This is a genomic window from Candidatus Polarisedimenticolaceae bacterium (genome assembly GCA_036376135.1).
GTDB lineage: Bacteria > Acidobacteriota > Polarisedimenticolia > Polarisedimenticolales > DASRJG01 > DASVAW01.
The window spans coordinates 55,330-69,376 of record DASVAW010000153.1 but is presented as its reverse complement, the minus strand read 5'-3'; the positions used below and the strand labels follow the sequence as shown (position 1 = coordinate 69,376).

At 71.7% G+C, this 14,047-nt stretch carries 10 protein-coding genes and 1 pseudogene; 4 read left to right on the top strand and 7 right to left on the bottom strand.

All coding sequences use genetic code 11. The features are described from left to right. The 3 genes and pseudogenes from VF139_16190 to carB form a co-directional block, all read left to right on the top strand. Window positions 1-973, top strand: a 973-nt coding sequence (locus VF139_16190; GenBank protein HEX6852936.1) for a DNA-directed RNA polymerase subunit alpha, incomplete at its 5' end; no start/stop codon positions are given. A 25-nt stretch (window positions 974-998) separates the two neighbouring features. Next, window positions 999-1,349 (top strand): annotated as a pseudogene (gene rplQ / locus VF139_16185) (50S ribosomal protein L17). 324 nt (window positions 1,350-1,673) lie between these two features. Beyond that, window positions 1,674-4,886 carry a carbamoyl-phosphate synthase large subunit gene (carB, locus tag VF139_16180; protein ID HEX6852935.1) on the top strand — a complete coding sequence of 1,071 codons (3,213 nt, stop codon included), beginning with the start codon at window positions 1,674-1,676 and terminating at the stop codon, window positions 4,884-4,886. A 16-nt stretch (window positions 4,887-4,902) separates the two neighbouring features. Here the strand turns inward: carB and VF139_16175 are convergent, their stop codons facing one another. Genes VF139_16175 through VF139_16150 form a run of 6 tightly spaced genes read right to left on the bottom strand, consistent with a single transcriptional unit; the run spans window position 4,903 to window position 10,102 of the window. Beyond that, window positions 4,903-5,370, bottom strand: coding sequence for an adenylyltransferase/cytidyltransferase family protein (locus VF139_16175; GenBank protein HEX6852934.1), 468 nt, complete (start codon window positions 5,368-5,370; stop codon window positions 4,903-4,905). Then, the gene (locus VF139_16170; protein ID HEX6852933.1) at window positions 5,367-6,365 is read right to left on the bottom strand and encodes a PfkB family carbohydrate kinase; all 999 of its coding nucleotides are present in this window, start codon (window positions 6,363-6,365) and stop codon (window positions 5,367-5,369) included. The genes VF139_16175 and VF139_16170 overlap by 4 nt, the downstream gene beginning before the upstream one ends. Beyond that, on the bottom strand, window positions 6,362-6,946 hold the full coding sequence (locus VF139_16165; GenBank protein HEX6852932.1) for an HAD family hydrolase: 585 nt from the start codon (window positions 6,944-6,946) through the stop codon (window positions 6,362-6,364). Before VF139_16165 ends, VF139_16170 begins: the two co-directional genes overlap by 4 nt. Further along, window positions 6,943-7,854, bottom strand: coding sequence for a lysophospholipid acyltransferase family protein (locus tag VF139_16160; protein HEX6852931.1), 912 nt, complete (start codon window positions 7,852-7,854; stop codon window positions 6,943-6,945). Before VF139_16160 ends, VF139_16165 begins: the two co-directional genes overlap by 4 nt. Further along, the gene (gene lpxK / locus VF139_16155; GenBank protein HEX6852930.1) at window positions 7,851-8,849 is read right to left on the bottom strand and encodes a tetraacyldisaccharide 4'-kinase; all 999 of its coding nucleotides are present in this window, start codon (window positions 8,847-8,849) and stop codon (window positions 7,851-7,853) included. Before lpxK ends, VF139_16160 begins: the two co-directional genes overlap by 4 nt. Then, entirely contained in the window at window positions 8,846-10,102 is a 1,257-nt protein-coding gene (locus VF139_16150; GenBank protein ID HEX6852929.1) for a glycosyltransferase N-terminal domain-containing protein, read from the bottom strand. Before VF139_16150 ends, lpxK begins: the two co-directional genes overlap by 4 nt. Before the next feature lie 105 nt (window positions 10,103-10,207). Here VF139_16150 and VF139_16145 point away from each other — a divergent pair, with 105 nt between their 5' ends. Then, on the top strand, window positions 10,208-11,983 hold the full coding sequence (locus tag VF139_16145; GenBank protein HEX6852928.1) for an HD domain-containing phosphohydrolase: 1,776 nt from the start codon (window positions 10,208-10,210) through the stop codon (window positions 11,981-11,983). 9 nt (window positions 11,984-11,992) lie between these two features. Here VF139_16145 and VF139_16140 read toward each other — a convergent pair whose 3' ends face one another. Further along, window positions 11,993-14,002, bottom strand: coding sequence for a HEAT repeat domain-containing protein (locus VF139_16140; protein ID HEX6852927.1), 2,010 nt, complete (start codon window positions 14,000-14,002; stop codon window positions 11,993-11,995). Window positions 14,003-14,047: the final 45 nt, after the last annotated feature.

Here is a 14,047-nt window from a genome sequence, read left to right as displayed (position 1 = left end):
GAAGGGATTCCAGAAGCCCAAGCGCCTCGAGGTCGAGCGCGAAACCCTCACGCCGACCTTCGGCCGCTTCTCCGCGCAGCCGTTCGAGCGCGGGTTCGGCACGACGATCGGCAACGCCCTTCGCCGGATCCTGCTCTCCTCCATCGAGGGGGCGGCGATCACCGCGGTGAAGATCGACGGCGTCCTGCACGAGGTCTCGGCGGTGCCGGGAGTCGTGGAGGACACGACGGACATCATCCTCAACCTCAAGCAGCTCGCCTTCCGGATGCACGGCGACGCTCTCGAGACGTTGACCGTGCAGGCCGAGGGGCCCCGCGTCGTCCGCGCGGGGGACATCCAGGCCGGGCCGGGGGTCGAGATCCTCAATCCCGACGCCCCGATCGCCACCCTCTCCGAGGAGGGTCGCATCGCGATGGAGATGCGCCTGAAGCGGGGCCGGGGGTACGTCAGCGCCGACCGCAACTTCGACGACGACCTGGGGATCGGCTACATCCCGGTGGATTCGGTCCACTCGCCGGTCCGCAAGCTCAACTACGTCGTCGAGGACGCCCGCGTCGGGCAGCGGACCGAATACGACAAGCTCTCCCTCGAGGTCTGGACGAACGGCGCCGTGACCCCCCAGGACGCGATCGCGCTCGGCGCGAAGCTCCTCAAGGACCACATGGCGATCTTCATCAACTTCGAGGAGGCCTCCGACGAGCTGATCGACGTCGGCGGCGACGACAACGAGCGCCTGTACGAGCAGCTGAGCCGCTCGGTGGACGAGCTCGAGCTGTCCGTCCGCTCGTACAACTGCCTGAAGAACGCCAACATCAAGACCATCGGCGACCTCGTCACCAAGACCGAGGCCGAGATGCTCAAGACCAAGAACTTCGGCCGCAAGTCGCTGAACGAGATCAAGGACATCCTCGCGGAGATGAACCTCGCGCTGGGGATGAACATCGACCTGCGCAAGCTGAAGGCGCGCGGCTGACCGCGCGCGACCAGGGAGCCGATCCATGAAGCATCGCGTCGCCGGCCGTAAGCTCGGGAGGACCTCCTCGCACCGGCTGGCCCTGCTCCGGAACCTGACGACCCAGCTCTTCGCCCACGAGCGGATCACGACGACGCTCGGGAAGGCGAAGGAGATGCGGCCGTTCGCCGAGCGCCTGCTCACCCTCGCCAAGCGCGAGACGCTCCACGCCCGCCGCCTGGTGCTGCGGCACGTCCACGACAAGGAAGTCGTCGGCAAGCTCTTCGACACCCTGTCCGCCCGGTACGCCCAGCGGCCTGGCGGCTACACCCGCATCGTGAAGCTCGGGCCGCGCCGCGGCGACGCCGCCGAGATGGCGATCGTGGAGCTCGTGGACGCCGAGGCGAAGGCGACCAAGGTCGAGGCCCCCGAGAAGGACAAGACCGCCAAGGCGCCGAAGGCCGGGAAGAAGGCGAAGGCCGGCAAGAAGTCCGAAGCGGCCGAGGAGAAGCCGGCGAAGAAGGCCGCTCCGAAGAAGCCCAAGGCCGCGCCGAAGGTCAAGGCCGACTCGAAGGCGAAGACCCGCGCCGGCAAGGCCGCGGGATCGACGCCCCGAAAGTCGGGCGGGGCGTAGTTGCCCTCCCGGCGCCCAGCCGATCCGACGATCCGGAGGGAGCCTCAGGGCTCCCTCTTTTTTTGTTGACCGACGGAGACCGCGACCGTGCCGAAGCGCACCGACATTCGCCGAATCCTCGTGATCGGGTCGGGCCCGATCGTCATCGGACAGGCCTGCGAGTTCGACTATTCGGGAACCCAGGCCTGCAAGGCGCTGCGCGAGGAGGGGTACGAGGTCGTCCTCGTCAACTCCAACCCGGCGACCATCATGACGGACCCGGAGCTCGCGGACCGGACGTACGTGGAGCCGCTGCACCCGGAGTTCCTCGAGCGGATCCTCGAGCGCGAGCGGCCGGACGCCATCCTGCCGACGGTGGGAGGGCAGACGGCGCTGAACCTCGCGATGGCGCTCGGCGAGCGCGGGGCCCTCGATCGGTACGGGGTCCAGCTCATCGGCGCCAAGCTCGAGGCGATCCGGATCGGCGAGGACCGGCTGCTCTTCAAAGAGGCGATGGCGGGAATCGGCCTCGAGACGCCGATCAGCGGTACCGCGACGACGCTCGACGAGGCGCGCGCCCTGCTCAAGCGGGTCGGCTTTCCGGCCATCGTGCGCCCGTCCTTCACGCTGGGCGGGACGGGCGGCGGTATCGCGTACAACGTCGAGGAGTTCGACGAGGTCGTCGAGAAGGGCCTCGACGCGAGCCCCGTGAGCCAGGTGCTCATCGAGGAGTCGGTGCTCGGCTGGAAGGAGTACGAGCTCGAGCTGATGCGCGACCTCAACGACAACGTGGTCGTCATCTGCTCGATCGAGAACTTCGACGCGATGGGCGTGCACACGGGGGACTCGATCACCGTCGCCCCGGCGCAGACGCTCACCGACAAGGAATACCAGGCGATGCGCGACGCGGCGATCCGCGTGATCCGCGCGGTCGGCGTGGAGACGGGCGGATCGAACATCCAGTTCGCGGTCAATCCGGAGAACGGCCGGATGGTCGTGATCGAGATGAACCCGCGCGTCTCCCGGTCCTCGGCCCTCGCCTCGAAGGCCACGGGGTTCCCGATCGCCAAGATCGCGGCCAAGCTCGCCGTGGGCTACACCCTCGACGAGATCCGGAACGACATCACGAAGTCGACGCCCTCGTCGTTCGAGCCGACGCTCGACTACGTGGTCGTGAAGATCCCGCGGTGGGCCTTCGAGAAGTTCCCGTCCACGAGCCCGGTCCTCGGCACCCAGATGAAGTCGGTGGGCGAGGCGATGGCGATGGGCCGCACGTTCAAGGAGGCCCTGCAGAAGGCCCTGCGCTCCCTCGAGGTCGGGCGCGCCGGGCTCGGCGCCGACGGCAAGGACCGACTGGAGCCGTCCCGCCTGCGCGAAAAGCTGCTCACCCCGAACTGGGAGCGGATCTTCTACATCCGGTACGCCCTGCAGAGCGGAATGTCCGTCGACTCGATCGCCTCGCTCACGAAGATCGACCCGTGGTTCCTGGCGCAGATCGAGGAGATCGTCGACGTCGAGGGGCGCCTGCGGTCGTTCGCGCTCGACACCCTTCCGGTCTCGCTCCTCGAGCGGGCGAAGCGGTTCGGGTTCTCCGACCGTCAGCTCGCCCACCTGCTCGGCACGACGGAAGGGGCGGTGCGCGAGCGGCGGAAATCCTCCGGGATCGAGCCGGTCTTCAAACGCGTCGACACGTGCGCGGCGGAGTTCGCGGCGGAGACCCCCTACCTCTACTCGACCTACGAGGAGGAGGACGAGTCCGAGCCCACCTCGCGGCGCAAGGTCGTCATCCTCGGCGGCGGCCCGAACCGGATCGGCCAGGGGATCGAGTTCGACTACTGCTGCTGCCACGCCTCGTTCGCCCTCCGCGAGGAGGGGATCGAGTCGATCATGGTGAACTGCAATCCGGAGACGGTGTCCACGGACTACGACACCTCCGATCGGCTCTACTTCGAGCCGCTCACCCTCGAAGACGTGCTCCGGATCGTCGAGATCGAGAAGCCCGAAGGAGTGATCGTCCAGTTCGGCGGGCAGACCCCGCTCGGGCTCGCCCTTCCGCTGCAGGCGCACGGCGTCCCGATCCTCGGCACTTCGCCCGATTCGATCGACCTCGCCGAGGATCGCGCGCGATTCGGCGCCCTGCTTCGCGAGCTCGGCATCCCGGCCCCGGAGTGGGGGACCGCGCGTTCGCTGGAGGAGGCGCGGGCGATCGCCTCGAGGATCGGCTACCCGGTGCTCGTGCGCCCTTCGTACGTCCTGGGCGGCCGGGCGATGTTCGTGACCCACGACGAGGCGGGGCTCGCGGAGACGATGCGGCGCGCCGTCGAGGCGTCGCCGGAGCATCCCGTTCTCCTCGACCGTTTCCTCGAGGATGCGTTCGAGGTCGACGTGGACGCCCTGTCGGACGGCACCGACGTCGTCGTCGCGGGGATCATGCAGCACATCGAGGAGGCCGGGATCCACTCCGGCGATTCCGCCTGCGTCCTCCCGCCGTACCACCCGACGGTCATCGGCAAGATGGAGATCCTGAGGGACTACGCGCATCGACTCGCCCGGGCCTTGCGCGTGAAGGGGCTGATGAACATCCAGTTCGCGATCAAGGACGGCGTGGTCTACGTCCTGGAGGTCAACCCCCGCGCGAGCCGGACCGTGCCGTTCGTCGCGAAGGCGACCGGCGTCGCGATCGCGAAGCTCGCGACGAAGGTGATGGTGGGCCGGACGCTTCGCGACCTCGGGCTCGTCGAGGAGCCGGAGCTGAAAGCCCGGTTCGTCAAGCATTCCGTCTTCCCGTTCGTCAAGTTCCCGGGGGAGGATCCCGTGCTCGGCCCGGAGATGCGCTCGACGGGTGAGGTGATGGGCTCGGGGGCCGAGTTCGGCGTCGCCTTCGGCAAGGCGATGGCGGGGGCGGGGATGGTGCTCCCGATGAAGGGAACCGCCTTCGTCACGGTGAACGACAAGGACAAGGAAGGGCTCGTGACGATCGCCCGTTCGCTTTCCGAGCTCGAGTTCAAGCTCGTGGCGACCGCGGGCACGGCGGAGTTCCTGCGATCGCGGGGCATCGCCTGCGAGAAGGTCTTCAAGGTGAACGAGGGGAGACCCAACGCGGTCGATCTCATGAAGAACGGCGAGATCCACGTCATCCTGAACACGCCGCTGGGCCAGGCCTCCTACTTCGACGAGAAATCCCTCCGCACGACCGCGACCCAGCGGGGCATCCCGCTGATCACGACGATGTCGGGAGGGCACGCGATGGTGGAGGCGATCCGCGCGCTCCGGCGCGGGCCGGTCGAGGTCCGTTCGCTCCAGGAGATCTACGGCGGGTAGGAGAGGGTCCGGCCCCTCATGCGCGGATCTGCTTGATCAGATCGCGGGTCGCGTGGCTCTTGGGGTCGCCCGTGATCGCGACGCGGATGCCGAGCTCTTTCGCGACCTCGCGCTCGGGGACCGTGTCCGCCGTGTAGTCCGTCCCCTTGCAGTGGACGTCCGGACGCAGCGCCCGGAGCAGCGGCTCGACGGTGAGCTCCTCGAAGATCACCACCCAGTCGACGCAGCGGAAACCCGCGATCAGCTCCGCACGCTCCGCCTGCGGGACGATCGGGCGGTCGGGGCCCTTGAGCGCGCGGCACGAGACGTCCGCGTTCACGGCGACGACGAGCAGGTCCCCCTCGCGCGAGGCGTCCTCGAGGTAGCGCAGGTGCCCCACGTGGAGGAGGTCGAACAGGCCGTTGGCCATCGCAACCGACCTTCCCGCGGCCCGCGCGGGTGCGATCGCCTCGAGCAGCTCCGGGAGCGTCACGACGCGCTTCACGCGAGGTCCCCCCGCACCGCCGCGGCGAGCTCCTCGGGGGAGATCGTGGCGGTCCCGTATTTCATGACGACGAGGCCGGCCGCGTAGTTCGCGAGCGCCGCCGCCTCGACGAAGGTCCCTCCCGCGATCAGGGCGAGCGTGAAGGTCGCGATGACGGTGTCGCCCGCCCCCGTCACGTCGGCGACCTCGCCGTCGCCGAACGCGGGAAGATGGCGGACGCGGCCGCGGCGCTCGAACACGCTCATGCCGCGCGCGCCGCGCGTGATCACGACCGCGCGGTTCCCGGTCTTGTCGAGGAGCGCCCGCCCCGCGGACTCGACCTCGGTCTCCGTGCGCAGGGGAGCGAGCCCGAGGGCGTTCTCGGCCTCTTCCTGGTTGGGCGTGCAGGCCCAGGCCCGCCGGTAGCCGGCGATGCGGCCGCGCGAGTCCACCGTGAGCGGGACGGCCGCGGGAACCCCCGCCGCGCGCACGAGGGCCGGCGTCGCGGCGCCGTAACCGTAGTCGGCGACGAGCAGCCCTTCGGCGCCCCGCAAGGCCCGGCGCAGGCGCGATGCCACGCGCGCGACGACCGGCGTGGGGAGCTCGCCATGGCGGTTCCCGCGATCGACGCGGACGATCTGCTGACGGCGGGTGTGCACCCCGCCGGCGAGCACGCGACTCTTCGCGGGTGTGGCGTACCCGCGCTCCGCGCGGATTCCCGACGCGTCGATGCGGTCCCGCTCGAAGCGCCGCACGAGCCGAAGGCCGGCCTCGTCAGGACCGACGACCCCGACGGGGAGCGGGTGGGCGCCCAGGGCGCGCAGGTTGGCGACGGCGTTCCCGCCCCCGCCCGGGACGACCTCGACCTCGCGCTGCTCCAGGATCAGCACGGGCGCCTCGCGGGACACGCGCGCGATCTCCCCGTGCACGAACTCGTCCACCACGAGGTCGGCGAGGACCGCGACCCGGCGGCCGTGGAAGCCGGCGACGAGCTCGAGCAGGCGCGTTGCGGTCACGCGCCGTTCCTCTCCCGTTCGAGGATCCAGCGGACGGCGTCGAGCAGGTCGTCGGCGACGTGGGCCGGGCGGGCCGTGAAGCGCTCGGGCTGGTACTCCCATTCGCCCCGGCCGTAACCGGTCAGAACGAGCACCGGGACGACCCCCGCGCGGTGGCCGGCCTCGATGTCCCGCACGCTGTCTCCCACGATGTACGACCCGGAGAGGTCGATCCCCATCTCGTCGCGCGCGCGAAGCAGCATCCCGGGGCGCGGCTTGCGGCAGTCGCAGTCCTTGCGCCACGGGGCGTCGCCGACGGTGGGGTGGTGCGGGCAGTAGTAGACGCCGTCGAGTCGCGCTCCACCCTCCGCCAGGAGCGCGCGCACGCGGTCGTGCACCTCGTCGACGAGCCAGTCGCCGAAGTAACCTCGCGCGACCCCCGCCTGGTTCGTCACCACGACGGTCTGGAAACCGGCCTCGTTGGCCAGGCGCACCGCCTCGGCGCTTCGCGGGAGCAGCCGCACGCGGCCCACGTGGTTGACGTAGCCGACCTCGTCGCAGACCGTCCCGTCGCGGTCCATGAAGATCGCCCTTCGACTCATCGGTTTCCGGTCGCTCCTTCCGGCGCGGGTTGCGTCTTCCAGCGCCGGTGCATCCACAACCATAACTCCGGCCGCTCGCGCACGCGCCGCTCGAGGATCGCGGTGCACGTCGCGGTGAGGTTCCGCACGTCGGCCTCCCGATCCCCGGTCGCCGTCACCGGAACCTCGGGATCATAAACCACGCGCCATTTCCCCCCCGGGAGCGGGTAGGAGAACGAAGGAAGCAGGGCGGCCCCGGTGCGCAGCGCGATCGCCGCCAGCGTGGGCGTCGTCGAGGCGGGACGGCCGAAGAAGGGGACGTAGATCCCCGAGTCGCGCGCGTCCTGATCGATCACGATGGCCACGCCCATCCCGCGGCCGAGGGCCTTGACCATCTCGCGTACCGCGCGCCGCTTGTGCACGACCACGTTACCCGAGCGGGTCCTGAGATCGGCGAGCATCGACTCCAGGCGGGGGTTGTCGAGGGGACGGGTCACGAGTGCGAGCGGCAGGCCGAGATGGCCCTGCATCACCGCGCTGAGCTCCCAGTGGCCGTAGTGTCCCGAGAACACCAGCACGCCCTTTCCCCGGGCGTAGGCCGCGCGGACGTGCTCCAGCCCCTCGTAGCTCACGATCGAGCCCGCCGCCGCCTCCGAGAGCTGCGGGAAGGCCAGGGCGTCGAAGGTGATCCGGCCGAAGTGCCGCCAGCACTCCCGGACGATCCGGTCCGCCTCCGCCGGGTCGAGGGCGTCCCCGTAGGCGAGTCGCAGGTTCTCGTACGCGATCCGCGTGTGCCGGCGATCGAGGATCCGGGCGAGGTCGCCGGTCGCGGCACCGAGGCCGATCCAGAGCGGGCGGGGGAGCCACCGCGCGACCCTCAGGAGCACGTGGAAGGCCGCGGCTTCGCCCGCCGCGCGAACGGGGTTCAACGCCACCTCCCGGTCACCGCGTCGAGGGCGGCCTCGAGCGGGTCGGGATCGACGACGTCGAGCTCCACGTGGAGGGCGATCACGTCCGGGAGCGCCCCCGACAGGCGCACGAGATCCTTCATCGTCGTGACGATAGCCGCGCCTCGCTCGCGCGCGCCATCGGCCAACGCGCGAAGGTCCGCGGCGTCGAACCGATGGTGGTCCGGGAAGGCACGCGTCCCCGCGATCTCGACGCCGGCCCCGCGAAGCGAGTCGAGGAAGCTCGCGGGTCGGGCGATGCCGCAGAAGGCGAACGCGCGCCCGGGGGCGGGGACCTCGCGCCCCGCGGCGTCGCGGAACCCCGCGTTGCGGTGCCGGGCCCGAACGACGGGCGCCGCGATGCCGGCCGGGGGCGCCTCTCCGCTCCAGCGCGTGAGAACGACGATTCCCGCCCGGGCGAGCGAGGAGGGCGGCTCCCGGAGCGGGCCCGCCGGGAGCAGTCTCCCGTTGCCGAACGGGCTCGCCGCGTCGAGCAGCACCACGTCCAGGTCGCGATCGAGCCGTCGGTGCTGGAATCCGTCGTCGAGGATCACGACGTCCGCCCCGAGCTCGACGGCGCGCCGGGCCCCCGCGACGCGGTCGGACCCGGCGACCACGACGGCGGAGGTCAGGCGCGCCAGCAGGACCGGCTCGTCGCCGCCGACGGCCGCGTCGACGAGAGGTCCTCCCCCCCGGGACACGTCGAGTGGCCCGACGCCGGCTCGACCGCCGTACCCCCGGGTGACGATCGCGCTCCGACGTCCGCGCGCGGCGAGCCGGGCGGCGAGCCACGCGGTCATCGGCGTCTTCCCGGTCCCGCCGACGGCGAGGTTCCCCACCGAAACGACCGGAACCGCCGCGCGATGGACCCCTTCGCCGCGATCGAACCGACGGTTCCGCCGGGCGACGACGAGTCCCCACAGCGCCGACAGGGGCGCGAGCGCGCGGGCGAGCGTCTCCGAGCGCGGGGGGGTCACGCGAGCACCCCGAGGATCCGATCCACCGTCCGATCGAGGGCGCCGCGGTGGCGCTCCATCACGCGCTCCGCCGCCGCCGCCTGCCGGGCGCGGGCATCGGGGTCGTCGATCAGGCGCTCCCATGCGTCGCCGAGCGCCCCCGCGTCCGTCACCCGCAGTGCGGCGCCTTCGGCTTCCAGGACCTGCGCCATCTCCGCGACGTGGTGGGTGTGCGGTCCGAAGAGCACGGGGACGCCCGCCGCCGCGGGCTCGAGGAGGTTGTGGCCGCCCACCGGCACCAGGCTCCCCCCGACGAACGCCGCGTCGGCGGCGGCGTACAGCGTCGCGAGCCGTCCCAGCCCGTCCACGAGGAGAATCGCGGCGTCCGGTGCGGCGCGTTCGCCGCGGGACAGGCGGTGGACGAGCAACCCGCGGGAGGCGGCCTCGCGCTCCGCCGCGTCGAAGCGCTCCGCGTGGCGCGGGGCGAGCACCAGGCGCGCGTCCGGATGCGCCGTTCGAAGCCGGAGGAACGCATCGAGGACGGGGCCGTCCTCCCCCTCGCCGGTGGAGCCTGCGGCGACCACCGGGATCGAGGCGTCCCAACCGAGCGCGGCGCGCACCTCCCGCCGGGAGAGCGTGGGGGCGGGGAGGTCGAACTTCAGGTTCCCGGCGACCGCGGTCCGCGCGGCGGGCGCGCCGAGGGCGAGCAGGCGGGACGCGTCCGCCTCGCCGGCGGCGGCGATCGCGGCGATCCCCCCGAGCAGGGGCCGGTAGAGCGACTCGAGCCGCCGGTATCGCGTCATCCGCTCGGGAGAAAGGCGCGCGTTCGCGATCACCACCGGAACGCGGGCCGACGCCGCCTCGCGAAGCAGCGAGGGCCACAACTCGGTCTCGACGAGCACGATCGCCGAGGGGCGCAGCGCGTCGAGGAGGCGTCGTTGCAGGGGGCGCGCGTCGATGGGGAAGTAGAACGCGGCGTCGGCCTTCGGGGGGCCGGGGAGCGCCGCCCGTCCGGCGGGGGTCAGCGCCGAGACGACGACGGCCGTTCCCGGGAGTCGCGCGCGAAGTTCCCCGGCGAGGATCGCGGAGAGCCGCGCCTCCCCCAGCGACGCCCCGTGGATCCAGATCGACCCGGGGGGCACCGCCGGGAGGATCCGAACGAGCCGCTCGTCCCATTCCCGCGCGCCGGCCGCGCTCCGGGACGCCCACGCGGCCCAGACCCAGGCGAGCGCCCGGGAGGCGGAGGCGGCGACGTCGTACAAGGACAAGATCAAGGGAACGCGGACTTTAGCGGTGACGACGCCGGCGGGGCAAGGGCGATTGCTCACGGGAACGCCGGACCCCATATTCCCCCCGGCCGCGTGCCCGCGGGGAGACGTGTGAAGCTGACGCTTCCGAACAAGCGGAGAGGGCGAATCCTGTTCGCGTTGCTCGCGGTGTTGCTCGCGGTCGGCCTGGCTCCGCTCGCCGTCATCTCCTGGAAGCTGATCGACTCGAGCAAGGAACATCTCAAGACGTCGCAGCAGGAATCCCAGCTCATGCTCGCCTCGACGATCGCGGGGCAGCTCGATACCCACCTCAGCGGCCTGCGGGCGCAGCTCCTCGGGTTGTCCCGATTGCTCGGAGGCGAGATCGGACCCGCGCCCGGCGACGCCGAGACGCGCGCGCGGCGCCTGCTCTCCGAGTTCTCGGACGACCGGATCCTCCTCCTGCGCTACAGCGACGTGAAGCAACTCGAGGTCGCCTCGGCGAGCGACGCGGACGTCCCTGCGGAGCTCGAGCCGGCTTTCCTCGAGGGGTTCGTCAAGGTCGCCGAAGGCCTGGCCAACCACCGCCCCGTCGACGCCGACGCGGTGGCCGTGTCGCCGCCGGTCGTGCTCCCCGCCGACCCGCCGCGTTCGGTCGTCCTGCTCACCGCGCCGGTGCTCGCGGGAGGCGTCTTCCGGGGGGCGCTCTACGCCGTCGTCGACCTCCAGGGAGTCTGGGATGCCGTCGTCGCCGGGCGCGGCTCGGGGCAGGCGGTTTTCGCCGTCGACCGCTCGGGAAGGTTGTTCGCCAGCCGCAACCTGCTCGGCGCCTCACCCGGGGACGACCTCTCGCCCCGCTCGGGGATCGTCAAGCGGTTTCGCGATCGCGCGGGGCTCCAGACCGAGACGATGCCGTTCCTGTGGAGCGACGGGGGAGCGCCCGAGTGGTATCTCGGCTCGTACGAGCTGACCCGCGACGGCTGGGGGGTGTTCGTGCAGGCGCGCGAGAGCCAGCTCTACGAGCGCGTGCATCAGATGATCGAGGAGGCCGCGCGATGGGCGCTCCTGGCGATCAGCTTCGCCATTCTCGCGGCGGTCGTCTTCGCGGGGCGGCTGTCCAACCCCATCGACCGGCTCGCCGAGGCCTCGCGGGCGTTCGCGAAGGGGGACTTCTCGGTGCGCGTCGACGTGCGCGCGCGCAACGAGATCGGGGAGCTCGCGGAGACGTTCAACGCGATGGCGGCCGAGCTCGAGGAGGTCATCCGCCGCCTGAGGCGCGCCGCCGAGGAGAACAACGAGCTGTTTCTCGGCACCGCGCGGGCGCTCGCGACCGCCATCGACGCGAAGGACCCCTACACCCGCGGCCACTCCGTGCGCGTGAACCGGTATTCCGTGGTGCTCGCGAGGTACGCCGGTCTCGGCTCGCAGGATCTCGCGGACATCCACGTGGCCTCGCTGCTGCACGACGTCGGCAAGATCGGCGTCGACGACGCGATCCTGAAGAAACCCGCTCCGCTCACCGCGCCCGAGTTCGAGGTGATGAAGCAGCACACCGTGCTGGGTGCGCAGATCATGGCCCCGATCAAGAAGATGCAGTCCATCATCCCCGGGCTGCGCAGCCACCACGAGCGATGGCGCGGCGGCGGTTACCCCGACAACCTCCAGGGAGACGCGATCCCGCTGATGGCGAGGATCATCGCCGTCGCCGACAGCTTCGACGCGATGACGACCGACCGTCCCTACCAGAAGGGGATGACCTTCGAGGCCGCCGTCGCGCGGATCAACGAGCTCAAGGGCGTCGCGTTCGAGGAACGCATCGTGGAGGCGTTCAACCGCGCCTACCGTGCGGGGGAGTTCCGGCCGGAGACGCCCGCGGAGCCCGCCGCGCCCGCCCTGTCGGAGGCCTGAGCGGGGCGTTCAGTGCCGGTGGAGCGCCCACGGCGGAACGTCGAACTCGGCGATCGAGCGCCCCGCGCGAAGATCGGACACGATCTCGTCCACGAACTGCTGCTCCTCGCCCCGGTGGCCGGAGAAATGCCGCAGTCGGCGCAGCCGGAGCCGGTCGATGCTCTCGAGGGACTTGGCGCCGGCGAGCTGCGCCCAATACACGAGCGTCGGAAGGTCGAGCCCTTCGGTGCGCGACGCCGAGCGTGCGAGCGCCTCGGTCATGGCCGGCCCGCCGATCCTCCGTGCGGCCCAGGCCGCCGTCGCGCGGATCGGCGTCGTCTCGACGTCGTCGAAGGCGGGGTCGTCGAGCACCCGCTCGGCGAGAACCGCCGCCGCCGGCTGCGGATGACGTGCGAGTGCCGTCAGGATCGTCTCGCGGTCGTCGGGTCCTGCGGTGGCGAACCGCGTCTCGAGCGCGGCGAAGGCGGCCGGGCCTCCGATGCGGGCGAGGCGCTGCGCGGCCAGCTCGCGCATGTCCGCCTCGGGGGAGATCAGGAGCGCCGACCAGCCGGCGACGTCGCTTCCGATCTCGCGGATGCGGTCCAGGCGGTTCGCCGCCGAGCGCAGGAACGCCGCGGCGATCCCGTCGACCTGCTCGCCGGAAGCCTGGCGGAGCCGGGCGGCGGGCTCGACGTACCCGAACTCGACGAGGACGTCGAGCATCTGCCGCATGGGCGTCACCTTGGTGACGTCCGTGATCGGGCTGGCGAGGATCTCGCGGAACAGACGATCCGCGACGCGAGGCGCGACCCGGGCCTCGCTCCGTTCGACGAGCGCGTCGATCGCGGGCTTGGCGAGGGTCCACGGACGCGTGGCGGCGACCACGAGCAGCGTGTCGATCGCCCCGTCTCCGCCGAGGTCGCGAAGGACCTCGACCGCCCCGATCGCGACCTCGCCGTCGGGGTCCGCGAGCGCCGCGCGGGCCATCGCCACCACGCGCCGGTCGCCGGTGGCCCCCATCGTCCGCAGCCAATTCGTCCGGTCGATGAAGTCCGGCCTGCCGGCGTGGGACTTGAGGACGTCGAACGCCTTGGCGCCGAGCGCCCCCTCGACGGCCCGGTACAGCTGCACGCGGCACTCGGTGTCCTGGACGACGTCGAGCAGCGCGGCGACCGCGCCCGCCTGCTCTTTCGGGCGGATGCGGGCGAGAGACCACGCGGCGTTGCGCGCGACGAACCAGTCGCCGTCGCGGACGAGGGGGAGCAGGGTCGGAACGGAAGAGGCTTCCCCGATCCGTCCGAGCGCCCGCGCGACCTCCCGACGCACGGCGACGTCGGAATCGGCGGCGAAGGGGAGGATCTTCGGGAGCGCCCTGGGATCGCCGAGACTCCCGAGGGCCTCGATCACCCGCCCGAGCTTGCCGCGGTCCGCCGCGTCGGGAGCGGCGCGCTGCTCGAGCTGGGCGAGCAGGACCTCGTAGCTCGCGGGGTACGTGTAGAGGGCGAGAGGGGAGAGCAGCGGGAGGTGCGGGGTGAACTCGAAGGCGCTGATGTCCGTGGCCCCCGCGAGCGCGCGGGTGAGGGCGTCGGTTTCTCCGGCGGCCGCGAGCCCGAGAAGCGCCATCGTCCGGCGGTCGACGCCCCATGGACCGCCCTCGCGATCGGCGAGGTCGTCGGCGCGCCGGAGCGCGTCGGCCGCGCCGGGCGTGTCCAGCAGGCCGAGCGCCAGCGCGGCGATGTTGAACGTGAAGCGGTCGGGCAGCTCGAGCTCCGATTCGAGAAACGGCGCGACGTCGGGGCCGATCGAAACGAGCTTGCGGAGGTTCCGTGCGCCGAAGAAACGGCCTTCGAGACCGTCCGGCGGATTGCGCAGGTCCCGGAGGATCGCCTCGACGGCGGGCCGGATCCGCTCGCGCGCGGCGAGCTGCTCCGCGGTCGGCGGCGTCCACGCCGCTTCGTCCGGGGAAGCCCACGAGGGGAGGGAGATCAGGAAGCACGCGGCGATCGCCGCAGCGGCGCGGGGGGTGCCGGTCGGGCGCACGGGTTGTCTCCTCAAGCCGGGGAAGGCGCCGGAATATACCCCGCG